General features: G+C 69.0%; 27 protein-coding genes and 1 tRNA gene. 10 read left to right on the forward strand and 18 right to left on the reverse strand.

Annotated elements, in window-relative coordinates; genetic code table 11:
• On the forward strand, window positions 1-352 hold a 352-nt coding region (locus tag ACT6XY_RS14650), incomplete at its 5' end, for an energy transducer TonB family protein (RefSeq protein WP_444749063.1).
• A 54-nt stretch (window positions 353-406) separates the two neighbouring features.
• Here ACT6XY_RS14650 and ACT6XY_RS14655 read toward each other — a convergent pair.
• From ACT6XY_RS14655 to ACT6XY_RS14685, 7 genes are all read right to left on the reverse strand, one after another.
• A tRNA-Thr gene (locus tag ACT6XY_RS14655) sits at window positions 407-482 on the reverse strand.
• Window positions 483-550: 68 nt separating this feature from the next.
• The gene (locus tag ACT6XY_RS14660; protein WP_444749064.1) at window positions 551-1399 is read right to left on the reverse strand and encodes a hypothetical protein; all 849 of its coding nucleotides are present in this window, start codon (window positions 1397-1399) and stop codon (window positions 551-553) included.
• Window positions 1400-1421: 22 nt separating this feature from the next.
• A complete protein-coding gene (locus tag ACT6XY_RS14665; RefSeq protein WP_444749065.1) occupies window positions 1422-2333 on the reverse strand; it encodes an allantoinase PuuE in 912 nt (303 codons plus the stop codon).
• Window positions 2334-2349: 16 nt separating this feature from the next.
• Entirely contained in the window at window positions 2350-3171 is an 822-nt protein-coding gene (locus ACT6XY_RS14670; RefSeq protein ID WP_444749066.1) for an ABC transporter permease, read from the reverse strand.
• A gap of 9 nt (window positions 3172-3180) precedes the next feature.
• Window positions 3181-4047: an ABC transporter permease gene (locus ACT6XY_RS14675; protein ID WP_444749067.1), complete on the reverse strand. Its 867-nt coding sequence runs from the start codon at window positions 4045-4047 to the stop codon at window positions 3181-3183.
• Window positions 4048-4059: 12 nt separating this feature from the next.
• Entirely contained in the window at window positions 4060-5088 is a 1029-nt protein-coding gene (locus tag ACT6XY_RS14680) for an extracellular solute-binding protein (RefSeq protein WP_444749068.1), read from the reverse strand.
• A gap of 32 nt (window positions 5089-5120) precedes the next feature.
• Window positions 5121-6209, reverse strand: a complete 1089-nt coding sequence (locus ACT6XY_RS14685; protein ID WP_444749069.1) for an ABC transporter ATP-binding protein — start codon at window positions 6207-6209, stop codon at window positions 5121-5123.
• A gap of 374 nt (window positions 6210-6583) precedes the next feature.
• On the opposite strand from ACT6XY_RS14685, the gene ACT6XY_RS14690 reads away from it, so the two are divergent.
• Window positions 6584-7549 (forward strand): polysaccharide deacetylase family protein, encoded by a 966-nt coding sequence (locus ACT6XY_RS14690; RefSeq protein ID WP_444749070.1) that lies wholly within the window; start codon window positions 6584-6586, stop codon window positions 7547-7549.
• Window positions 7549-8208 (forward strand): aspartate/glutamate racemase family protein, encoded by a 660-nt coding sequence (locus ACT6XY_RS14695; RefSeq protein ID WP_444749071.1) that lies wholly within the window; start codon window positions 7549-7551, stop codon window positions 8206-8208. The genes ACT6XY_RS14690 and ACT6XY_RS14695 overlap by 1 nt, the downstream gene beginning before the upstream one ends.
• 11 nt (window positions 8209-8219) lie before the next feature.
• Here ACT6XY_RS14695 and ACT6XY_RS14700 read toward each other — a convergent pair whose 3' ends face one another.
• The 3 genes from ACT6XY_RS14700 to ACT6XY_RS14710 all read right to left on the reverse strand — a co-directional run bounded on the left by ACT6XY_RS14700 (window position 8220) and on the right by ACT6XY_RS14710 (window position 9858).
• Window positions 8220-8633, reverse strand: a complete 414-nt coding sequence (locus ACT6XY_RS14700) for a response regulator (protein WP_444749072.1) — start codon at window positions 8631-8633, stop codon at window positions 8220-8222.
• A gap of 160 nt (window positions 8634-8793) precedes the next feature.
• Entirely contained in the window at window positions 8794-8943 is a 150-nt protein-coding gene (locus ACT6XY_RS14705) for a hypothetical protein (RefSeq protein WP_444749073.1), read from the reverse strand.
• Window positions 8944-9060: 117 nt separating this feature from the next.
• The gene (locus tag ACT6XY_RS14710) at window positions 9061-9858 is read right to left on the reverse strand and encodes a response regulator (RefSeq protein ID WP_444749074.1); all 798 of its coding nucleotides are present in this window, start codon (window positions 9856-9858) and stop codon (window positions 9061-9063) included.
• 203 nt (window positions 9859-10061) lie between these two features.
• On the opposite strand from ACT6XY_RS14710, the gene ACT6XY_RS14715 reads away from it, so the two are divergent.
• The 3 genes from ACT6XY_RS14715 to ACT6XY_RS14725 are packed head-to-tail and all read left to right on the forward strand — an operon-like array spanning window position 10062 to window position 12419.
• Entirely contained in the window at window positions 10062-10214 is a 153-nt protein-coding gene (locus ACT6XY_RS14715; protein ID WP_444749075.1) for a NepR family anti-sigma factor, read from the forward strand.
• Window positions 10204-10764, forward strand: a complete 561-nt coding sequence (locus ACT6XY_RS14720) for a sigma-70 family RNA polymerase sigma factor (RefSeq protein WP_444749076.1) — start codon at window positions 10204-10206, stop codon at window positions 10762-10764. The genes ACT6XY_RS14715 and ACT6XY_RS14720 overlap by 11 nt, the downstream gene beginning before the upstream one ends.
• Window positions 10765-10769: 5 nt before the next feature.
• A complete protein-coding gene (locus ACT6XY_RS14725) occupies window positions 10770-12419 on the forward strand; it encodes a sensor histidine kinase (RefSeq protein ID WP_444749077.1) in 1650 nt (549 codons plus the stop codon).
• Between the two features lie 3 nt (window positions 12420-12422).
• On the opposite strand, the gene ACT6XY_RS14730 is transcribed toward ACT6XY_RS14725, so the two are convergent.
• On the reverse strand, window positions 12423-13304 hold the full coding sequence (locus ACT6XY_RS14730; RefSeq protein WP_444749078.1) for a transglutaminase family protein: 882 nt from the start codon (window positions 13302-13304) through the stop codon (window positions 12423-12425).
• A gap of 194 nt (window positions 13305-13498) precedes the next feature.
• The gene (locus ACT6XY_RS14735) at window positions 13499-15238 is read right to left on the reverse strand and encodes an ABC transporter ATP-binding protein/permease (RefSeq protein ID WP_444749079.1); all 1740 of its coding nucleotides are present in this window, start codon (window positions 15236-15238) and stop codon (window positions 13499-13501) included.
• A gap of 233 nt (window positions 15239-15471) precedes the next feature.
• Here ACT6XY_RS14735 and ACT6XY_RS14740 point away from each other — a divergent pair, with 233 nt between their 5' ends.
• The 3 genes from ACT6XY_RS14740 (at window position 15472) to ACT6XY_RS14750 (ending at window position 18111) form a co-directional block, all read left to right on the forward strand.
• Entirely contained in the window at window positions 15472-16230 is a 759-nt protein-coding gene (locus ACT6XY_RS14740) for a Crp/Fnr family transcriptional regulator (protein ID WP_444749080.1), read from the forward strand.
• Window positions 16231-16400: 170 nt separating this feature from the next.
• Window positions 16401-17297 (forward strand): transglutaminase-like domain-containing protein, encoded by an 897-nt coding sequence (locus ACT6XY_RS14745; RefSeq protein ID WP_444749081.1) that lies wholly within the window; start codon window positions 16401-16403, stop codon window positions 17295-17297.
• Between the two features lie 139 nt (window positions 17298-17436).
• A complete protein-coding gene (locus tag ACT6XY_RS14750; RefSeq protein ID WP_444749082.1) occupies window positions 17437-18111 on the forward strand; it encodes a PRC-barrel domain-containing protein in 675 nt (224 codons plus the stop codon).
• A 106-nt stretch (window positions 18112-18217) separates the two neighbouring features.
• Here the strand turns inward: ACT6XY_RS14750 and ACT6XY_RS14755 are convergent, their stop codons facing one another.
• The gene (locus ACT6XY_RS14755; protein WP_444749083.1) at window positions 18218-19186 is read right to left on the reverse strand and encodes an extensin family protein; all 969 of its coding nucleotides are present in this window, start codon (window positions 19184-19186) and stop codon (window positions 18218-18220) included.
• 71 nt (window positions 19187-19257) lie between these two features.
• Between ACT6XY_RS14755 and ACT6XY_RS14760 the strand changes: the two genes are divergently transcribed.
• On the forward strand, window positions 19258-19521 hold the full coding sequence (locus ACT6XY_RS14760; protein WP_444749084.1) for a hypothetical protein: 264 nt from the start codon (window positions 19258-19260) through the stop codon (window positions 19519-19521).
• A gap of 126 nt (window positions 19522-19647) precedes the next feature.
• On the opposite strand, the gene ACT6XY_RS14765 is transcribed toward ACT6XY_RS14760, so the two are convergent.
• From ACT6XY_RS14765 to ACT6XY_RS14785, 5 genes are all read right to left on the reverse strand, one after another.
• Window positions 19648-20007, reverse strand: a complete 360-nt coding sequence (locus tag ACT6XY_RS14765; protein WP_444749085.1) for a PRC-barrel domain-containing protein — start codon at window positions 20005-20007, stop codon at window positions 19648-19650.
• An 89-nt stretch (window positions 20008-20096) separates the two neighbouring features.
• Window positions 20097-20594, reverse strand: coding sequence for a response regulator (locus ACT6XY_RS14770; RefSeq protein ID WP_444749086.1), 498 nt, complete (start codon window positions 20592-20594; stop codon window positions 20097-20099).
• 53 nt (window positions 20595-20647) lie between these two features.
• On the reverse strand, window positions 20648-21064 hold the full coding sequence (locus tag ACT6XY_RS14775; protein WP_444749087.1) for a hypothetical protein: 417 nt from the start codon (window positions 21062-21064) through the stop codon (window positions 20648-20650).
• A gap of 5 nt (window positions 21065-21069) precedes the next feature.
• Entirely contained in the window at window positions 21070-21429 is a 360-nt protein-coding gene (locus ACT6XY_RS14780) for a hypothetical protein (protein ID WP_444749088.1), read from the reverse strand.
• Between the two features lie 18 nt (window positions 21430-21447).
• The gene (locus ACT6XY_RS14785) at window positions 21448-22656 is read right to left on the reverse strand and encodes an AI-2E family transporter (RefSeq protein ID WP_444749089.1); all 1209 of its coding nucleotides are present in this window, start codon (window positions 22654-22656) and stop codon (window positions 21448-21450) included.
• Between the last annotated feature and the right edge of the window lie 93 nt (window positions 22657-22749).

Genomic DNA, 22749 nt, shown 5'->3' on the forward strand with positions numbered 1-22749 from the left:
GCCCACCGCCCAGGCGCAGCGATCCGACAGCGCGGCGGCCCCCGTCGCGGGCGCCGCTTCCGCGCCCAGCGTCTCGCCCGCGACCTGGCGCGGCGCGCTCTATGCCCATCTCAACCGGTTCAAGCGTTTTCCCGCCGGCGCCGGCGGCGGCACGGCGCAGGTCGTCTTCACCATCGACCGGTGGGGCCGGGTCATGGCCGCGCGGCTGTCGGGCTCCTCGGGAGACGCCGCCATCGACGCCGAGGCGGTGGCGATGATCCGCCGTGCGAGCCCGGTTCCCGCCCCGCCGCCGACCATCGGAGGTGGCGGCGCCAGCGTCACCCTCGCGGTGCCGATCCGCTTCAACAGGTGAGGCGAATCGCCGGGAGCGCGCGGGGAGCGGTGTGCCGAGTTGTGCGGGAAGGACTGGTGCCGCCTATAGGATTCGAACCTACGACCCCCTCATTACGAATGAGGTGCTCTACCAGCTGAGCTAAGGCGGCAATCGCGCTGGCTTTTAGCCGCGGGAGGGGCGTTTGGCAACAGGCAAGGCGCGTCGGCCGAGACCGCGTCACCCCAAAAGTTTCAGGCGGGTGATGCGGCTCGGATTGCCCTCGGCGAGGAGAATGTCGCCGGAGGGCGTGCCGTAGAGGCCATGGGCGCCGTTGAGCATGGGCCGGCAGCGGCCGATGCGGGTGCCGTCCGGGGCGATCTTGGTCAGGCTCGGCACCATGTCGGTGATGTAGGCGCAGCCCTCGGCGTCGCCCCATATGCCGACCGGCTGGTAGAAGTCGTGCCAGGTGTCGAGGTGCTGACCGGCCCCGTCGAAGACCTGGACGCGGTTCCAGGTGCGGTCGATGACGACGACGCGGCCGTCGGCGAAGGTCCAGATCGCATGCGGCCAGACGAACTCCCCGTCCTGCGACCCCTGCCCGCCCCAGCTCTGCACGTGCCGGCCGTTGGGCGAGAAGCGATGGACCATCGCCGCGCCGTAGCCGTCGGCGACGTAGATGTCGCCCCAGGGCGCGACGGAGACGTCGGTCGGGTGGTTGAAGGGTGAGAAAGGCCGGCCGCGGACTCCGAGCTGGCCGACGCGCTCGCCCGCGGTGGTGAACCAGATGACCTCGTGCATGTCGCGGTCCACCGCGATGAGATGGCCCGAGGGCGTCGCGGTGAGCATGTGCGAATCGGCGATGGCCTCGCCGCCCCAGCCGGCGATGTAGCGGCCCTCCGGGTCCAGTTCGATGACGCGGGGATCGGCCGGGTGGACGAGGGGATCGTGGCGCAGCATGACGAAGACATGGCCGCGCCCGTCCACCGTCACGTCGGTGACGAAGCCGGTGTTCTGCGGCCAGGAGCCGAAGGGCCGCTCGACGCGGTAGTGCCGGTCGCCGAGGGCGACGATGAGCTCATGGGGCATGGACGGTCCTCGGCGCGCGGGCTCAGCCCTGGAAGGGATGGGTCTTCGCCCAATGCTGCGCGATGTCGAGGCGTCTTGTCACCCAGACACCCTCGTGGGACTGCACGTAGTCGAGGAACCGGGCAAGGCCCGCCGCCCGCGCCGGGTGGCCGATGAGGCGCATGTGCAGGCCGACCGACATCATCTTCGGCGTGGTGCGCCCCTCGGCATAGAGCATGTCGAAGGCGTCCTTATGCCATTCGAAATAGTCGCCGGAGGTCGCGAAGAAGCCGGTGCCGAACTTGCCGTCGTTGTTGACGAGGGAATAGGGCACGACGAGGTGAGGCTTGCCGTCGACCTTCGTCCAGTAGGGCAGCTCGTCGTCATAGGCATCGGAATCGTAGAGGAAGCCGCCCTCCTCCACCACCAGCCTGCGGGTGTTCACGCTGGGCCCGTAGCGGCAGTACCAGCCGAGCGGGCGGTCGCCGACGGTGGCCTTGAGGGAGGCGACGGCCTTCCGGATGTGTTCGCGCTCCTCGGCCTCGTCGAGCTCGTAGTGCTTGATCCAGCGCCAGCCGTGGCAGCAGACGTCGAAGCCCGACTCCCGGACCGCGGCTGCGGCCTCCGGGTTGCGCTCGAGGGCGAGAGCGCAGCCGAAGACGGTCATGGGCAGGCCGCGCTCCTGGAACAGGCGCATCAGCCGCCAGAAGCCGACGCGGCTGCCGTAGGCGAACATGCCCTCGCCGGCGAGGTCGCGTCCCTTCACGGGCATGTTTAGGCTGCTGGATTCGGTCAGCGCCGTCTCGGTATAGCCCTCGCCGTCCTGGACGGAGGGCTCGGACCCCTCCTCGTAGTTCATGACGAAATTGATGGCGACGCGGGCGCCGCCCGGCCATTGCGGGTTGGGCGGATTGGCGCCGTAGCCGATGAGATCGCGGTCGTAGGGCACGGTCATGGAGGGCTCCAGCGGATCAGGCGCTCATGCGGCGGGTGAGGCCGGTGAACCGGTCCATCACCACCATGAGGAGGAGGATGACGACGATCAGCACGCCGGCGATGGCGGCGATGCGGACGTCGAGGGTTGATTCCATCATGCCCCACATGCGGATGGGCAGCATGGAGGTGCGCGCGGTCGAGAGGAAGAGCGAGACCGGCACGTTGTCCATGGAGGCGATGAAGGCGAGGAAGGCGCCCGCGGCGATGCCCGGCGCGATGAGCGGCAGGGTGATGCGGCGGAAGGAATAGAAGCGGCTGGCGCCGAGATTGGCCGAGGCCTCGAGCAGCGCCGGGTCGAGCTGCGTGAGGCTCGCCAGCGTCGTGCGGAAGACGAAGGGCGCAATGACCACGAGGTGGCCGGCGATGAGCAGGTTCAGCGAGGGCCGGATGCCGAGCACGGAGAAGAACATCAGCGCCGCAAGGCCGTAGGAGAGGGTCGGCAGCACGAGGGGCGAGAGAAAGCTCGCTTCCAGCGCCCGTGCAGAGGGGCGGCTGACGCGGGTGATGGCCAGCGCCGCGAGGACCGAGAGGACCGAGCCGATGGCGGTCGCCCAGCCGGCGACCCAGAGGCTGTTCAGCGCGGCATTGTGGATCGGGGCCGAGCGCACCGGATTGAAGAGTTCGCCGTACCAGCGCAGCGACAGGCCCGGCGGCGGGAAGCGCAGCGCCTGCGTCGTCGTGAAGGACGTGGCGATGACGATGAGGACCGGCGCCACCAGGATGAGGATGGCGATGCCGGCGATGATGCCGACCGTGAGGTTGAACGAGACGTCGGCCGGCGTGGAGCGCTGCGACATGGGCTGCCTCTAGCTGGTCTTCGCGAAGCGGCCGAGCCAGCTCAGCGCCATGATGCCGGAGAGCACCGTGAAGAGGAGGGTGAGGGAGGCCACCGCCGCGAAGGGCCAGTTGTAGACCACCATGGACTGCTGCCAGATCAGCGAGGGCAGGTAGACGAGCCTCGCGCCGCCGATCACCGACTGGGAGATGAAGGCGGTGGTGGCGGAGGCGAAGACCAGCGTCGCGCCGGCGATCCAGCCGGGAAGGGTGAGCGGCAGGATCACCCGGAAGAAGGTGCGCCACTTCGAGGCCCCGAGCGCCCGCGACGCGTCGACGAGGTTCTGGTCCATCTGGTTCATGATGGTGAGCAGCGGCAGCAGCATCAGCGGCATCTCGATCTGCGTCAGGGCGATGACGAGGCCGAGTTCGGTCTGCAGGAGGTTCAGCGGGGTCGCGGTGAGGCCGAGCGCCATGAGCGTCTGGTTGACCACCCCCTCGCGGGCGAGAATCACGATCCAGGCGAAGGTGCGGATGACCACCGAGGTGAGCAGCGGCATCAGGATGATGAAGATCAGCACCCGCTGCATGCGCGGCGAGGCGGAGCGGAACACCAGCGCCAGCGGGTAGGCGAGGATCGTCGTCGCCACCACGGCGAGGACGCCGAGCTTCAGGGTGTCGAAGATGACCTTCAGGTAGAAGGCGTCGGTGTAGAACTTCAGCCAGCTGTCCAGGCCGAGGCGGGTCTGCTCGGCATCGGCATAGAAGCTGATGCCGAGCAGGATGAGGAAGGGTGCAGCGAAGAACACCGCATAGGTGAGGCCGAGCGGCGCCGCCAGGCGCCACTCGACAGCGTCACGGACGGGAGAGGCTCCCGTTGCGGCTGCGGCTGCGGACACGGCGAGCGCGCCTTACTTCGTGATCTCCTTGTTGAACCGCTCGATCCAGGCGGCGCGCTGCGGATTGATCTTGGTCCAGTCGTGCGTGACCATCTTGGAGAGGTCGTCGATGGACTTGACGTCCAGCGTGTCGACGAAGGTCACGTCCTTGTTGATCGGGATCATGTTGTAGGGGCTGCGCTGCAGCTGGTTCTGCACCTCGGCCGAGATCGCCGTGTCGATGTACTTGTAGGCGTTGGCGACGTTCTCGGCGCCCTTCACGATGTGCAGCGTCGTCTGGAAGGTGATGGCGCCGGAGGCGGGGGTCGCGAAGGCGATGTCGACGCCACGGCCCTTCAGGATCGCGACCGTGTTGGTGTTGGTGTACATGACGTCGATCTGGCCCTGCTGGAACAGGCCCGGCATGGCGGCGGGGGCTGCGACAGCGGCGGCCTTGGACACGGCCTTCTTCAGCTCGGCGAAGATCGGTTCCATGTTGGCCTCGGAACCGCCGAAGGCCTTGCACATCTCGATGAGCGAGACGGTGCCGAAGGTGGTCTGGAAGCCGGTGAGGCCGAGCCGCTCGACGTAAGGCGCGGTGAAGAGGTCGGTCCAGGCCTTGGGCGGCGTCGGGAACTTCTTCGGGTTGTAGGCGATGCCGACGACCTGGGCGTTGCAGGTGACGCCGTGCGACTTGATGAGGCCGGCGGGAACCTTGGCGGCATTGGTCAGCTTGGAGGGATCGATCGGCTCGAAGAGGCCGGCGGCCTGGGCGGCGGCGGCCGGGCCCGGATCCAGCACGAAGCAGTCGAAGGGCGGCACGCCGCGGGCGGCGCGGACCTTGGCGACCTGGTCGACGGCGAAGAGCGAGTCGAAGGCGATGTCGACGTTGGCCGCCTTCTTCAGCGCCGGGGCGACGACGGCGCGATAGGCCTCCTCCCAGGTGCCGGGATAGATGGCGGCGGTGACGCTGCCGGAGGCGCGGGCAGCGCCCGGCACAAGGCCGGCGAGGCCGAGCGCGCCCGCGCCGGCCAGGATGTCGCGACGGTTGAGCTTGGTCATGCGGATACTCCTCGTGGGCGGCCGGTCAGGGCTCAGGACGATGCTGCGGGAAACAGGGACGGGCGGGCATGGGGGGCGAGGGCCGCGAAGGCCTCGCCCGGCTGGGTGGCGAGGCTGCCGGGCCGGCGCGGCACGGCGACCTTGAGGTGCTCGCCGCCGGCGGCGGTGACGTCGTGGATGAGCGCCCCGCCGATCGGCAGGCTGAGCTTGAGCGACACGGGAAGGCGGTCGGGCGCGGGCGCGTCGGCGAGAACCATCTGCTCCGGCCGCACGGAGACGAGCACCGGCGCGCCCACCTCGAAGCGCCCCTTCGCAGCGAGTGTCCAGGTGGCGCCGGCCTCCAGCGCGACCTGGACGCCTTCCGACCAGACAGCCTCGACGCGGCCCTTCAGGAGGTTACTGGAGCCGATGAAGTTGTTGACGAAGAGGGTCGCCGGCTCGTCGTAGATCTCCACCGGCGATCCCAGCTGCTCGATGCGGCCCTGGCTCATCACCGCGATGCGGTCGGCGATGGACATGGCCTCGTCCTGGTCGTGGGTGACCATGATGGCGGTGAGGGCGAACTGGCGCTGCAGGCGCTTGATCTCGATCTGCATGTCGAGGCGCAGGTTCTTGTCGAGCGCGGCGAAGGGCTCGTCGAGCAGGAGGATCCGCGGCCGGATGGCGAGCGCGCGAGCGAGGGCGACGCGCTGCTGCTGGCCGCCGGAGAGCTGGCGCGGCTTGCGGTCGGCGAAGCCCTCCATGCGCACGGTCGCCAGCATCTCCTCGACCCGCTCGGCCTGCACGGCCCGGCTCTCACCGCGGGCCGCGAGGCCATAGGCGATGTTCTCGGCGACCGTCATGTGGGGAAACAGCGCGTAGTTCTGGAAGACGATACCGATCTCGCGCCGGTTCGGCGGCAGCTCGTCGATCGGCCGGTCGCCGATGATGACCTTGCCGTTGGTCTGGGCGATGAAGCCGGCGACGATGCGCAGCAGCGTGGTCTTGCCGCAGCCGGATGGACCGAGCAGCGCCACGAGTTCGCCGCCCTTGACCTCGAGCGTGACGTTGTCGACGGCCAGCCCCGCGCCGTAGCTGTGGGTCACGCCGTCCAGCGTCAAAGGCTGCGCGGCCCGGGCCATCGCGGTCTGCTGGGATGCCATAAGGACGACGTTCTCCGCATCGGGACCCTCAGGGCCAGCAACGGCCATGCCAAGTGGCGGGCTGGACGGGCAACGCGGTCCGCGGGTTGGGGCGGCGGCGCACCATTCGCCCATCAGCGCACCTATCCTGTATGCAATCCGAACCCGGGGCGGGGCGGTCGAATGTTGAGGAAGCCTGCGTGTCGTCGGCGGCCCGCCGCTTAGGTGATGCAAAAGGCGGCATCGGACTGCCGTAAATTTGACCTTGCCTATTTTGTGAACCGACTCTTCCGGGCTTCCGACGGGCGGCACATGTCTTGCTGCCGCATCAGCGGGCAGGCAGCGGCGCCGCGCCCCATTCCGGAGGACACGCCATGACAGCGACCGCAGGCCAGCCGGGCCGCGGCATGCCCGACTCACCCGCTGCGGCCGCGGGCGCGACGCGGGACCTGATCGGCTATGGCGGCCGCTGGCCGGACCTGCGCTGGCCCAACGGCGCGCGCCTCGCGGTGTCCGTCAACGTCAACCTCGAGGAGGGAGCGGAGTGGCAGGTCGGGGACGGCGACCCCGCCAGCGAGCGCATGGGCGAGGTGCTCAGCGTCGTCGAGCCGGGCATCCGCGACCAGGGACAGGAGCAGATCTTCGCCTACGGCACCCGCGCCGGCTTCTGGCGCATGCTGGAGGCGCTGCGCGAGCATCGCATCGCGGCGACCTGGCTGTGCTGCGGCCGCGCCGTCGCGCGCTCGCCCGCCCTCCTCGCCGCGCTGCGCGAGGCAGGCCACGAGGCGGCTGTGCACGGCTGGCGCTGGCGCCCCCACGCGGATTATCGCAGCCGCGAAGAAGAGGCGGCGGACCTCGACCGCTGCATCGCCGCCATGACCGTGAACGGGGCTGCGCCTCCCGTCGGCTTCTTCTGCCGCGGGGCGGAGAGCGCCTGGACCCGCTCGCTGCTCGCCGAGCGCGGGTTCCTCTACACGTCGAACGCCTTCGATGACGACCTGCCCTATTGGGACCTCTCGGGAGCGCGGCCGCTGGTCGTGGTGCCCTATGCGCTCGATTCCAACGACATGAAGTTCTTCCACCCCAACGGCTTCGTGCGCGGGAGCGATATGGCGGACTATGTCGACGACGCGCTCGACGTGCTGCTGGCGGAGGCCGAGCGCGGCCTGCCCCGCCTCCTCAACATCGGCTATCATCTGCGGATCGTCGGGCGGCCGGGACGCTTCGCCGCCTTCTCACGGGTCCTCGACCGGCTCGCCGGCCTCGGCGACCGGGTCTGGGTGGCACCGCGCGCCGAGATCGCCCGGGCCTTCGCCGCAGCCGTTCCCGCGGGGTCCTGATGCGCCTCCTCCTGATCAACCCCAACACCAGCCAGGCCACCACGGCCGCCATGGTCGGGATCGCCCGGGACGCCGTGCCCGGACACGAGATCGACGGTCTGTCGGCGCCCTTCGGCGTTCCGCTGATCACCGGGCCGACGGATCTGGAGATCGGACGGCAGGCCGTGACAGCCCTCGTCGCAGCCCGGCCGCCGTTCGGCTATCGCGGCATCATCATCGCCGCCTTCGGCGATCCCGGGCTTTCCGACCTGCGCCAGACCGGCGCCATTCCCGTCACGGGCATCGCCGAGGCGGGCATGGCGGAGGCGGCGGCGCACGGCTCCTTCGCGGTGGTGACGACGACTCCGGACCTCGTGGAGGCCATCGCCGACCGGGCCGAGCTCTACGGCCACGGCGACCTGTTCCTCGGCACAGTCCTGACGGAAGGCGACGTCCATCAGGTGATGGGCAATCGCCAGGGTCTCTCGGAAGCACTGCGGGAGGCCTGCCTGAGGGCGGTGGAGGAGTTGGGGGCGAAGGCCCTCGTCATCGGCGGCGGGCCGCTCGCAGTCGCGGCGCGCGCCATTGCCGGCAGCCTGCCCGTGCCGGTCGTCGAACCTGTGCCGGCGGCGGTCAGGCTCGCCGTGCAGCGGGCAGAGAGGGCGGCGGAGGAGGGCTGAGGGCGGTCCCCTCAGTCCTGGTTCTGCCCGGTGGACAGATTGATGCTGGTGCCGCCCGTGGCGGTGTGACCGCTTTCCAGCGCGCTCGTTACGAAACCGAGGATGTCTCGCGAGTGGAAGGGTTTGCGCACGAAGGTTGCGCCGCGCAGCTCTGCCGGCAGGTCGGAGGGGAGCGACCCGGAAACGAAGGCGAAGGGGGTGCCGCGGGCGCGCAGCTTGAGGGCAACCTCAAAGGTCTTCCCGCCGACGACATCGACGTCCAGCAAGGCGCAATGGACGCTGTCCTCGGCGAGGGTCTGCGCCTCGGCGAGGCTGTCGACGACGATCACCTCGGTCCGGGGACCAAGGTCGTCGAGGACGGCCGCCTCGATGTCCATTGCAATGAACGGATCGTCCTCGACGATCAGTATGCGATGCCTATCCATACCTCAGACCTAAAAGCGGGAGATGACCCCTCATCACTCCGTTGCACTGACACCAAGAGAACCACCGCACGCGCGAAAGTTCTCTTAACGACTGATCATGCCGCGATTCCCTTCTGCCCGATACCTCGGGAGACGAGCGCGCATTTCCTTATCCCGGGCCCTAGGACCCGCCGGCCAGGCCGACCACCGCATGCGCGCCCGACAGGGCCATGGCAAGCAGGGTGATGTCGACCACGAGAGGGGTCAGCGCCACCAGGCCTCCGAAGAGGACGGCAGCGGCGACGACCATGGTCGCAAGTGAAATCACCATCGAATCCTCCCGGCACCGTCGCGAGTCCGAAATCATTCTCCTGGCTCACAACGGAATGCCGCGAGGAAGGTTCCCTCGCGGCATGGCAGAATTCGGCAGTGTCACTGGATGTCCCGCTCAGGCGACCTTGCGCTCGGACCGACGGTCGAAGAACAGGGCCTGGCTGATGGCGGCCTTCACCGCCTCGGGCTGGAACGGCTTGGTGATCAGGAAGGCGGGCTCCGGCCGATCGCCGGTCAGCAGCCGCTCCGGATAGGCGGTGATGAAGATCACCGGCAGGTCGATGGTCTCGAGGATCTCGGCGACCGCCTCGAGCCCCGAGGAGCCGTCCGCAAGCTGGATGTCGGCGAGGACGAGGCCCGGCCGCTTCTGCTTCACGAGGGCCACGGCCTCCTTGTGGGTGCGGGCGATGCCGGTCACCGAGTGGCCGAGCTCCTGCACCAGCGTCTCGATGTCGAGGGCGATGATCGGCTCGTCCTCGATGATGAGCACGTCGGTCGCCACCTGTTCGGCGATCTCGCGGCCGGCCTGTTCGACGAGGCCCGCCGCCGCGTCGACGTCGGTGTCGAGCACCGCGGCGACGTCCTGGATCGCGAAGCCTTCCACCGTGCGCAGCAGGAAGGCCTGGCGCGGACGCGGCGTCAGCGCGTCGAGGTTGCGCTCGACGGCACCGGGGCGCGTCGCACCCGGGCTGGCCGTGGCCATGTTGACCGGCATGGACGACCACAGCTTCAGGAAGATGCGGTAGAGCGCGATGCGGGCGGGAATGTCGCGGGGAAACGACGAAGGGTCCGCGACCAGCGCCTCGAGGGTCGCGACGACATAGGAGTCGCCGCCGGCCTGGGTTCCGCTGAGGGCGCGGGCAAAGCGGCGCAGGTAGGGGAGATGCGGTGCGATTTCCGCAGCGATGGTCATTCGATACTCCTGTCGGTCAGCGCCAAAACCAGCCCGGAACCCCTTGGTTTGGCAAGTTTTTTATTTTTTCTTTTTGCCGGAACCAATGTGTGCGAGGCACGTTTTGGGTTGGATCAAGGCCGCATCCGAGGGTGCGGATGGAGAGATCGATGGGTGAGATGCCGGACAATGATGACAAGAGCGCGGCGGCAGAGGAACGGGACATGACCGAGATCGTGCTCGACCAGCGCATCCAGGAGGCGATCGGCAAATCGCTGAAGGCCCACTACGACGATCTCATCAAGGCGCCGGTGCCCGACCGCTTCCTCGTACTGCTGGCCGAGCTGGAAGCCAAGGAGCGCCGTGATGGCCAGTGACGAATTCCGCGAGGGCCTGATCGCCGAACTGTCGAACCTGCGCGCTTTCGCGGTTTCGCTGTGCGGCTCGGTCCAGCAGGCGGACGACCTGGTCCAGGACACGATGCTGAAGGCCTGGGGCAATTCGGAGAAGTTCCAGCCGGGCACCAGCCTGCGCGCCTGGCTCTTCACCATCCTGCGCAATACCTACTATTCGCTCTACCGCAAGCGCGGCCGGGAGGTGCAGGACAGCGACGGCACCTATGCCCAGCGCCTCACCGTCTCGGGTGAGCAGGAAAGCGCGCTCGACCTCGCCGATTTCCGCGTCGCCCTCGCCAAGCTGTCGGAAGAGCATCGCGAGGTGCTGATCATGGTCGGCGCCAGCGGCCTGTCCTACGAGGAGGCCGCCGAGATCTGCGGCGTCGCGGTCGGCACCATCAAGAGCCGCGTCAACCGCGCCCGCGCCAAGCTCGCCGACCTGCTCGGGATCACCAGCGTCGACGAAATCGGCCCCGACCGGAACTCCGTTGCCGTCACCCATCAGTCACCTGCGGATATGGCGCGTACCTGATCGCGATGAATGTCACCGCATTCCGCACCGTCCGGGGTCGCCTGCTCGCCCTGATGGTCCTCGTCATCCTGCCGATCGCCGTGATCACGGCGGTGTCGGCGGTGGCGACCTATCGCTCGGTGCTGTCGTCCATCGAGGCATCGCAGCTCCAGACGGTCGGCAATTTCGCGGTGAGAACCCGGGTCTGGTACCGGGAGTCGCTCAGAGTGGTGCTGGCGGCGACGGCAAGCGTCGCCGCCACCGACGGGACAGCCGACCAGTGTCAGACGATCACGCGGCGCATCGTCGACGATGGTATCGGGATAAGCGCGATCTCCATCAGCACGGGCGGCAGGCCGGCCTGCGTGGCCAGTCGCAGTGACGGTGTGTCGGCAAGCGACATCCGCGCTGTCGTCGAGGCCTATCGCGCCCGCGCCCGCAGCGTCACCTGGATCGGCAACGACCTCGCCGACACGAGCTACGGCGTGACCCGGATCGGCGGGCGACGCTTCATGGTGATCTACGCCCGGCGGGGAGACATTCCCGATTCGCCGACGCTGGAATCCCTGCTGCTTGTCGACGCCGTCATCATGGACCGTGCCTTCGATCTCGGCACGGTCAATCCCGGCGTGACGGTCGGCATCGTCCGAAGTTCCACCGAGGTGGTGGTCGCCCGAGGCATGAACGAGGACGATACGAGCTGGCTGCCGGTGGTCGGGCGGACCGGGCCGCAGCTCCAGCGCTGGGAATCGGTCAGCCAGTCGGGCGCGACGGGCACCTATGGCACCCAGCTCGTCGCCGAGCCGGACCTCTACGTGCTGGCCCGCTTCGACCAGCAGGCGGAGCGCGCCGCGTTCCTCCAGTTCATCGCCCTCCTGCTGACGCCGCTCGTCACGCTGATGGTGCTCTTCGCCGTCTATTCCCTGGCGATCGACGCCAACATCGTGCGCTGGATCCGGGGCATCGAGGCCGCGGCGGTGGCCCGTGCGTCGCAGAAGCCGCAGCTCGCGCCGGTCGAGCCGTCCATGCCCGAGGACATGCGCCGGGTGTCCGAAGCCTTCAACGCGCTGGTCACCGACCAGGCCGAGCGGGTGGAGAAGCTCAACCTCACCATCGGCGCCAACCGGCATCTGGTGCGCGAGCTGCACCACCGGGTGAAGAACAGCCTGCAGGTGGTTCAGAGCTACATCAGCCTGGCGCGGCGGCAGCAGTCGCCCGAGCATCGCACGGTGCTGGCGCCGGTGGAGGCCAAGGTGCACGTCCTGTCCATCGCCTATCGTCACGCGCTGGCGCTCGGCGAGATGCGGCCGGTGGAGCTGAAGCCGTTCCTCGACGAGGTCTCCGTGATGCTCAACGGCCTGATGCGCGCGGGCAGGCCGTGGATCTCGACGATCGCCCCGGAGGACGTCGGCCTGGTGGTCGACCGGGCCATCCCGCTGGGGCTGCTGGTGGTCGAAATCGCCTCCCACGCCCTGGAGGACGGCCATGCCGATCATGTCTCCGTCGAGGTGACGCAGGGCGAGGAAGGCACTCTCACGCTGTCCGTCACCGCCGACGACCGCCGCCTCGACGCGGTGGAGACGAAGATCGCCCTCGGCCTGCTGCGCCAGATCGGCGCCACCCGGACGGCGGATGCCTCCGGCACGAGCGCCGGGCGCTGGACCATCCCGCTCTGAGGCTCAGGCAACGTTCCGGTAGGTCTCGGTCGGGGTGATCTCGACACCGACTGACAGGCTGATCTGCGCCCCCATGGGTCCGACGAAGCTGCCCGCCACCGGCGAGGCGTCCCAGGGAACCCGCGCAACCGCGACCCGGATCAGGTGGGGATCGGCGACGAGCGCATTGGTCGGATCGAACTCCACCCAGCCGTCGCCCGGCACGAAGACCTCGGCCCAGGCGTGGGTGAGCCCCACCGCTGCGCGGTTGGAGGGATCGTCGTTGTGGCTGTTGTGCAGGTAACCGCTGACGAAGCGGGCGGCGTAGCCGAGGCGGCGGACCGCCTCGATGAACAGCCAGGCGAGGTCCCGGCAGGAGCCCGAGCGCAAGGACAGCGTCTGCGCGGGTGACTGGGTGCCCTCCTCGTAGCGGACGGAATAGCCGAAGCCCGCGTGAATCTCCTGCGACAGGCGCGCCAGGGGGTCGTGCTCAGGCCCGCCGTTCGACAGGACCTGCGCGATCCAGGCTGCGAGGGCGCCGTCCTCGTCGCTCGTGGCCGGCGTCATGAAGGGTTGCAGCACGATACGCTCGCCGTCCGCATAGTGCGGCACGAAGAGAGCGCTCGCCGAACTGCGCTCGCGCGGAAAGGCAGAGGCATAGCGGCGCAGAACGAGGCCGGACGTAATCTCCAGCCGGTCGGCCGGCGCAGCGAAGGTCGCGACCGCCACTGTGTTGCCGTAGACGTCGTGCGACCAGTGCAGGGTGGCCGCCGGAAAGATGTCGATCTCGGTCTCCAGGATGCGCATGTCGAAGCTGTCGCGCGGGCGCAGCATCAGGCGGTGCGGGCCGAACTGGACGGGCCCCGCGTACTGGTAGGTCGTGACGTGGCGAACGTGGATATCCATGGCGGTCGGTCGTCCTCTGCCGCGGTGCGGACCCCGGGGCGCCTCGGCGACATCCGCGTCGGCCGGCAAAAAAGAAGCCGCCAGAGGCGGCTTCAAGTGGAGAGGTCCACATCGCGGGAAGGGAATTGCGATGATCGGAGAGGTAACGCGGGGATGCCGGGGCGGTTCCAGCGCCGCGAGGATTTTCTGAAAGGTCAGGCGGACTGGGTGTTGCGCAGCATCTTCCACCAGGGCTTGCGGATCTTTGTCGACTGCATGTGGGCGCCGGCGGGCCGGCGGATCAGCGTCACCTTGCGCGTGTGGAAGGCCTCGAGGCCCGGCCGGTGGCCGACGCTGATCAGCGTGGAGCCGGACAGCTCGTTCTCGAAGAGGGAGAGGAGGCTGTCCTGGCTGCCCTCGTCGAGGGCGGCGGTCGCCTCGTCCATGATGATGATCGGCGGCTTGTTGATCAGAAGGCGACAAAAGGCGACCCGCTGGCGCTCGCCCCCGGAGAGGACGCGGTCCCAATCGTCCTCCTCGCCGAGGCGCCTGACCATGTAGTCGAGACCGCAGCGCTCCATGGCGGTACGGACGACGTCGTCCGACACCGGCGCATCGGATTCGGGATAGAGCAGCACCTCCTTCAGGGTGCCGCGCGGCATGTAGGGCTTCTGCGGCACGAAGGCATAGCGGACGTTCTTCGGGAAGGTGATGCGGCCGGACCCCCAGGGCCACAGCCCTGCGAGGGCGCGGATCAGGGTGCTCTTGCCGGTGCCACTCTCGCCGGCGATCAGCACCTTCTCGCCCGGCTCGATGCGGATGGAGGCGCCGTCGATGACGACGCGGCCGTTGCGGTGGGCGAGGGAGAGGTTCTCGATGTGGATGGCGTCGTCGTCGCTCTCGCCGAGCTGGATCTGCTGCTCGTCCTCCATGATGGCGCCGATGTCGACCTCCTCGAGGGTTTGGGCGAACTCGTCGACGCGGACGACCGAGGCATACCATTCGGAGAGCCGGACGAAGTTGTCGACGAACCAGATGAGGGCGGCCTGCACGGCGCTGAAGGCCGCCGCCACCTGCATGACGGCGCCGAGCGAGAGGTCGCCGGACAGGAACTTCGGCGCCGCCAGCAGCAGCGGCACGATGGGAAAGAGGGCGCCGTTGGTGTTGAGGACCAGGGCGAGGTAGCCCTGCCGCCGCACCACCGCCATCCAGGCGCGCACGACGTTGCGGTAGGTGTCGCGCACGGAGGCGCGCTCGTCGGCGTCGCCCTTGATCAGGGCGATGCTCTCCGCGTTCTCGCGCAGGCGCGTCATCTCGGCGCGGAACAGCGCCTCCGTCTCGTTCTTGGCGGCGACCTTGCCCACCAGGGCGCGCCCGACGAAATAGGCGGCGAGTGAGGCGATGACCGCATAGAGGACGGCGGCGATGGCCATGTAGGCGGGGATGAAGATCGTGACGCCGCCGATCTCGAAGGTGATGGAGCCGGCGACCGTCCAGAGGATGGCCGCGAAGGTCATGGCCGTCACCGCGGCCGAGATGAGGCCGATGGCGAATTCGACCAGCGGCTCGGTGGAGATGCGCACGTCCTCGGCGATGCGGAATTCGGGGGCAGAATGCTCCTGCGCGAGGAAGCCGAGCCGGTAGTAGCGCTGGTCGGCGATCCACCAGCCCGCCAGCTTGTTGGTGACCCATTCGCGCCAGCGCACCTGCAGGAGCATCCGCGACACGACGAGGCCCGACATGGTGATCGCGGCGACCCCGAGCAGGACCGGCAGGAGACCCACGGCCGTGACCACGGCGCCGATGTCCTTGCGCTCGAGGGCGTCGAAGAAGAGCCGGTTCCAGCCGTTGATGCCAACCTGGGCGGCGATCTGGGCGAAGGCGAAGGCGAGGACCACCACGGTCAGGAACCAGGCCCGCCGCGCCGATCCGCCCGTCCAGAACCCCCGCGCCATCGAAAAGAATGCGCGAGACCGCGACCGGCTCGGCCGGTCGAGGGGTTCTTCTGCCGTCGTATCCATGGGGGGTGTTCCGAAGGATCGTCCGGCCGCCCCCTGCCGCCACGATCCTCGAAACGGCGACAGGACCAATGGGAGGCCGGGGCTTATAACGCGGTCGCACGGCATGAGTTCCGTTGCCCGCCGCACCGAATGGCCTTAACCACGGGAATGAGAACTGCCGAGGCCTCATGCTGACCCATCCGCCCCCGCGGCCTTCAGCCCATCCGTGGTGCCATGCCTGCCCGCTGCGCCAGAAGCGCGCCTTCCACCCGAAGACCCGGGAGGAGGTCGATTTTCTCGCGGAGATGAAGTTGGACCACCGCCGCGTGTCGGCGGGACAGGAGATCATCTTCCCCGGACAGTCCGACGCGGAGCTGTTCACGCTCTATTCGGGCTGGGCGTTCCGCTACAAGGTGCTCGTCGACGGCCGTCGGCAGATCCTCAACTTCCTGCTGCCCGGGGACCTCATGGGCCTGCAGGCCTCGCTGCTGTCGGTGGCCCAGCACGGAATCGAGGCGCTCACCGACGTCGAGGTCTGCATCTTCCCGAGGCGGAAGGTCTGGGACCTGTTCGTGAGGATGCCGCAGCTCGCCTACGAGGCGGCCTGGCTCGGCTCGCGCGAGGAGAGTCTGATCGACGAGAACCTGCTGTCCATCGGCCAGCGCAACGCCACCGAACGGATCGCCTCCCTCGTCATCTCGCTCTATCGCCGCGCCGAGGCGCTGGAGCTCGTCACCGACCGCAGCTTCGTCTTCCCCCTGTCGCAGCAGCAGCTCGCCGACGCGCTGGGCCTGTCGCTGGTCCACACCAACAAGACATGGGCCAAGCTGCGGCGCGCCGGGCTGTTCAGCTTCGCCCAGGGCCGCCTGACGCTGGAGAACCCGCGGCTCACCGAACGCATCGCCGCCCAGTACGAGAGAGATTTCGCGCAGCGCCCCATCCTGTGACATGCTGCCGGCGGCGCCGCGGACGGGCGGGAGCGACACGCGCCGGAACATCGGGGGACGGATTCGCGTTCTCGGGTTTGGGGGCAGCGGTCCGCACCTTGCGCGACCTTCCATGTGGCGCGGTTCGACCGCGGGCCCGGCCTTGGGCCCGCCGGGGCAGGGAGACCGCGATGCACATCCGCTACGGCTACGACTTCGAGATCCAGTGCGCGCAGGCGCTGCCGTCGATCCTGCTCCTCGACGTGCACCCCGACCGGCGCGCCGACATTTCCCAGCCCGACACAATGAGCGTGACCGCCCTGGCCGACGGCCAGGCCTGCGCAACGGAGGTCTATGCCGACGCGTTCGGCAACCTGTGCCGGCGCGTCACGCTGCCAGCCGGTGGTGCGCGGATCGCGGCTGAAGGCATGATCCATGATTCCGGCTTCCCCGACCCGATGCCCGAGGAAGCAGGGCTGCCGCCCCCCGACGCCCTGCCGGCGGATACGCTCGGTTTCCTTCTCGGCAGCCGCTACTGCGAGACCGACCAGCTGATGGGGGTCGCCTGGCCCATGTTCGGCCACCTGCCGCCGGGCGGCGCGCAGGTGCAGGCCATCTGCGACTTCGTCCACAGCCGCATCCGTTTCGACTATGCCTCGGCGCGGCCGACCCGTACCGCCCTCGAGGCCTTTGGGGAGCAGGTCGGGGTGTGCCGCGACTATGCCCATCTCGCCATCGCGCTCTGCCGGTGCATGAACATCCCGGCCCGCTACTGCACCGGCTATCTCGGCGACATCGGCGTGCCGCCGGACCCGCAGCCGATGGATTTCAGCGCCTGGTTCGAGGTGTTCATCGGCGACCGCTGGTACGCCTTCGACGCCCGCCACAACAGGCCGCGGATCGGCCGCATCGTCATCGCCCGCGGCCGGGACGCGACGGACGTGCCCTTCTTCCATTCCTTCGGTGGCCACCTCCTCGCGCGCTTCTCGGTCATCACCGAGGAGGTCGCCGGCGAGCGTTTTCCCCAGACCGCCGAGAACAGGCGCGATCACTGGCAGTCCATCGCCCGTATTCGCGGCGCCGGCTAACCATCGGTGCGGCGGCCTGTCGCCCTCGATTTCCGGGAACATTCATTCCCTCGACCGGTTGATCCGACAGCAGTGCCGCCCGAGCCGCGAGAGCTCAGGCAGCGCTGGTTCGATCACCCCATTTCGAGGAGGCACCATCATGCTGAAAACTTATCTTGCGACCGCATCCGTCGCCGCCATGCTCGCCACCGGCGCCATGGCCCAGACGACCGCTCCGGCTCCGACGGCTCCCGCCGCGCCGGCCCAGAGCCAGACGGCGCCGGGCGGCACCACCATGACCCGCGCGGCCAACGAGCAGCTCACCACGAGCAAGCTCCAGGGCATCTCGATCTACGCCCCGAAGCCGGATGCGGCCGCGACCACCGGTTCGACCGCCGCCCCGGCCCGTCCCTCGGGTAACACTGCCGCCGGCACGGCTGGCACCCCGGGCGCGGCTGGCACCAGCGGTACGGCTGGCACCGCTGCCACCCCCGGCACTGCTGGCACCGCTGGCACCGGCGGCTCCATGGCGAGCGGCGGGATGACCGGTGGCCAGATGATGATCACGCCGGTGAGCGACGAACAGTGGCGCACGATGCGCGACCGTCACGACTCCATCGGCACGATCAGCGACCTCGTGGTCGGCGCCGATGGTCGCATCAGCCACGCCGTGCTCGGCGTCGGCGGATTCCTCGGCATCGGCGAGAAGAACGTCGCCCTTCCGCTGAACCAGGTTCGCCTGATGCGCCAGTCGGACGGCACCCTGATCGGCTTCGTGACCAGCACGAAGGCGCAGCTGCAGGAAATGCCGAACTTCACAGCCTCGCGTTCCTGACATGGACGCTGATCGGGCCTGAAGCCCGGTCGAAGAGCCCCGCGCCGCAAGGCGCGGGGCTTTTTCGTTGGTGGTGCAGGAGAAGGTCAGGCGAGGCGACGCCTCATTACTGGCAGAGGCGGCTCTCGCCGTTGCGGCCACGCGGCTCGCGGTCGAGATGGAGATGATCGGCATGGGCCGCGTCGGAGCCTGGCCCGAGAACGGTCGTAAACCAGCCGCAGGCGGCCCTGCGCAGGGCCGCCACGAAGCGGATGGCCGGCTCGCCGCCGGGCGCCTCGACGCGCTCGCGCCCGCCGCCCTGAAAGGCGAACCACGCGATGTCGATGGCGAGACCCTGTCCGTGGGCGCTGATGCGTGCGCCGGCCGCGCGGTTGCGCCCGCGGCACTCGAAGCCGCCGCCGGTGCCGAAAGCGGTCAAGGGGCGGCCGGCGAGGGCGCGAGCCAGGGGCTGGGCCGCATCCCGCGTGAAGCCGGCGAGCGTCACGGCAAAGGCGCAGCTGACCAGCGGCCGGTCGGGCCAGGCGACCTCCGCACCATCCACCACGATCGCCTCCAGGCGGACGGGATCGTCGATCCGGCAACCTTCGCCGGCGGAGGGTGGCCGCTCAGGCTGGAACCGCACCGCGAGGGCCGTGAGGGTCGACTGGCAGGTGGGAGCGGACGAGGACCGGGCCGGCGGCTCTTCGGCGGGCGGCGGCGGCGCGGGTGCCGCGGGCCTTGGCTCGGGAAGTGGCGTGGAGGCGGACGGCGGTGCCGGTGGCGCTTCCGCGGGCGACGCGGGGCCGGCGGGCCTAGGCTCGGGAACGGGTGTCGAGGCGGGAGGCGCGGCCTGGACGCCGACAGCGGTCAGGGTGAGGCCGGCCCCGAGAGCGAGCCGCAGGGCAGTCGCCCGCCCCCGGCCCGCAAGGGAAGGGGTCACCGCGAACAGATGGCGTGGGCCGCACAGGCGATGGCGGCAAACATCAGGACATGCAGGTTGGCGAACATCTCGACCATGGGAAGCTCCGCAGGCGCTCGATTCCACCGATCCGGCGGTCATCGGGACAACCTGCCGCAGCGCCAAGTGTTCCGGCATCTTCCGCTGATCTGAACCTTTCGGCTCGGGGCACGTTGTTTCCGCAAGATCATCAATCGAGGAGACAAGCCATGCAGGTCCGTACTCCCGCCCGCCGTACCGGCATCCGCCTCGCGGGCGCCGTCGCACTCGCCACCGTTCTGGCGCTCGGCGTCGTCGCCGCCCAGGACCTCGCCGGCCGGAGCGCGCAGCCCAGGGCGGGCGCCATCGTCCATGCGCCCTCGCCGGCCTATGTCGATTTCGCCCACCGGGCCTTCGACCGGTTCCGCGATGCGCCGCCGGAACAGGATTTCAATGCCGCCAGCGAGGCGAGGTCCGACCGCTCGCCGATCTGACGAAAGCCGCCACGACCTCCCGAGCCGGGCCCCCCAAGGGCCCGGTTTTTTCGTGCGCAGACCGCACAGCGAAACGGCGGCCCCGAAGGGCCGCCGCTGCGAACGTGGAGAAGCGTGGAAGCGCGCTCAGTGACGGGCGTAGGGGGCGTAGTAGTCCATGGAGGGCGACTGGCCGGCTCCGTCCTGCTTCATCAGGTCGTTGAGGTCGTAGGACGGCGCCTTCTCCAGCACGTCACGCGACAGGCCGACGACGTAGCCGCCGGTGTCGGAATTGTAGTCGAGCATGGACCAGGGCATGGCGTGGTAGCGCTCGCCGATGCCGAGGAAGCCGCCGAAGCCGAGAACGGCGAACATCACCTTGTCGGACATCTTGTCGAGGACGACGTCCTCCACATGCCCGATCTTCTCGCCCTGCTCGTTGTAGACGCTGGTACCGGTGACGCGCGAGGCAGCGATGGCGCGGGTATGTCCGGACGGGGTGGGCATGACATATCTCCTTGAAATGGTTTATCGATACCTCATCAACGCCGCGGCGATACCTTCGTTCCGCCCGTGCGTCGGACGAAAGCGCCGCGTCACATCGGCTTGGTCAGGGAGCGCGACGCACGTTCCTCCTCGGCGCGCTTCACCTGCACGGCGGCGGCGATGAGCTCCTGGAGCACGGCCGGCTGGATCGGTTTCGGCAGGAACACGTGATCGACGCGCGCGAGGACGCTGTCGATGGATGTGTCGCCGGAGATGACGACGATGCGCAGGCCGCTGTCGGCGAAGATCTCGGCAAGGCGCGGTCCGGAACGGCCGTCGTCGAGGTGGAGATCGACGAGCACGAGGTCGGGGGCGGTCAGGCCGGCGAGGTCGCGGGCCTGGTCGAAGGTGGAGGCCGAGCCGCAGGTGACGGCGCCGGATTCCACCACGATGGCCTCGAGTTCGAGGGCGAGAATGGGATCGTCCTCGCAGACCAGGACCCGCAGGGGCTCCAGCGGGGCGGTGGACTTGCGGAGGTGGCGGGCCGTCGAAACGAGGAATTTGCCCGCACGGGCGGGACTTGCATTCGCAGGCAAGGATGCGGTCATGGAATGGGGAACTCGCTGCAAATCGGGCTGCTGAAAAGGATGACGGTGCGGCGTCAGCTCTCCTTGCCCCACTGGCGCCCCAGAATGGCGCCGAGGGCGACGATGCCGGCGACCACGCCGGCGCTGATGCCGGGATGGCGGATGAAGGTGCGCACCACGGAGGGCGCCATGGCCGGCGCCACGACCATCGCGGTGGTGGCGAGGGTGCGCCGGTGGCGGGCGCGCGAGCGGATCCAGGCCGCGACGAGCATGATCACCACGCCGACGGCGGCGAAGACGCCGGCCAGGATGAGGCTCGCACGCGTGTCGCCGTAGCTATCGGCCAGGACGTCATGGCCCGCGGCGACGAGGAACCCGAAGGCGACGGCCAGGCACAGCAGCGCGACGAGATAGATCACGGCGCCGACGGCGCTGCGCTTCATCGCACTGCCGACCTCGGTCGCGGCGAGGAGTGAGAGACCCCTCCACATGATGCTCACCGCGACGAGAGGAAGCCGAGGACGATACCCGCGGCGGCGGCGAGGCCGAGGGTGCGGAGCGGGCGGTTCTGCATCTCGTCAGAGAGGATCTGGCGCAGCCCGCCGAGCTGGTCCTTGGCGGCTTCGGCCATGACCTCGGTGTCGATCCCGACGGTCTTCAGCCGGGCGCTCACGTCCTGTGCGATGTCAGCGGCGACATCGCCGGCGGCCTGGCCTGCGGCGGAAGCCTTGCGGCCGGCCTCCGACACGGCATCGGCCACGTCGGCGGCGCCGGTGCGGGCCCTCTCGCCCAGGGTCGCGGCCGTCTCGCCGACGGCCTCAAGGGTCGTGTCGTTATCCGCTGTGGCGCGCGCCATGGAAGCAACTCCTGCAGTTCAGGCGGTGATTGAAACGGGGGACGGGTCTTTCGAATCATCCCGCATCGTTGAACGCGCAGTCTCTTCCGCGGTTCCCGACGCCGTTGCTGGGGCCGGCGTCTCCGGGGTGCCGAGGTGGCGGTAGGCGGAAAGCACCTCCACCATCACCATGGCGATCAGCAGGAGGGGGGTGGAAAGGATGGCGCCGACCGGGCCCCAGAGCCACAGCCAGAAGACGAAGGAGAGGAAGACCAGGAACGGCGAAACCGTCAGCCGGCGACCGACGAGGCTGGGGGTGAGCACGTTGCCCTCAATGAGATGAATGAGGGCGTAGACGCTGACCGGCCAGAGGGCGGCGAAGGCCGTATCGGCGGTGGTGACGCCGGCGCCCAGCATCAGCGCCGTGAGGATCAGCGGGCCGATGAAGGCGAGATAGTTGAGGACGAATGACAGCGCCCCCCAGAACAGCGGATAGGGAAATCCGGCGAGCCAGGCGATGGCCGTGGCGACCACGCCCACGACGAGATTGATCACGGTGACGACGGCGAAATAGCTGCCGATGCGCTGCTCGACCTCCTCGAAGAAGGAGCCGGCGACCTGCCGGGCGTCGCGCCCGAGGCACAGGCGCAGCACGCGCGCCTTCAGGTGACGCCGGGCGGCGAGGTAGAAGAAGATCGTCGCCACGAAGATCAGCATGCCGCCCGCCGCGCTGGACGAGGTGACGGCGATGTTGAGCAGCGGGGTGAAGGAAGTACCGGCGGCCGTCTCGGTCGCGACGGGCGCGGTGGCGCCCCGGGGAACGCCCTGCAGCCGCCGCATCATGTCGAAGAAGCCGTCGAACTTGGCCCTGAGCGTATCGATGATGGCGGGTATCTGGTCGGCGCCCAGCGCCACGGGCGCGGCGAGGATGGCGAAGAGGCCCATCAGCAGGACGATGCCGGTGAGCACGACGATGCCAGCGGCCGCCGCATGGGGAAGCCCGCGGCGCACGAGGGCGTCGGACACCGGCCCGAGGACCAGCCCGAAGACGATGCCGGCGGTGACCGGAAGGGCGACCGGACGGGCGATGGCGAGGGCCGCCGTCGCCATGATGACGAAAATGCCCACGGTCGCGTAGCGCAGGATGGGATCGTGGTCGCCGATGTCGAAGAGGTCGTGGTCGTCGGCCGGCGGCGGCTCGGGCGCTTCGTCCTGGCGGGGCAGAAACCACAGAAGTTCGCTGCGCATGGTGCGGTCCCCCGGAACCGGCACGCCGGCAGGAATACCGGGCATGGCCGGCAATCAGAACGGCCGGACCGCCGCAAGGTTCCAACAGCCGCG

This window comes from Phreatobacter sp., assembly GCF_052440005.1.
Classification (GTDB): Bacteria; Pseudomonadota; Alphaproteobacteria; order Rhizobiales; family Phreatobacteraceae; genus Phreatobacter.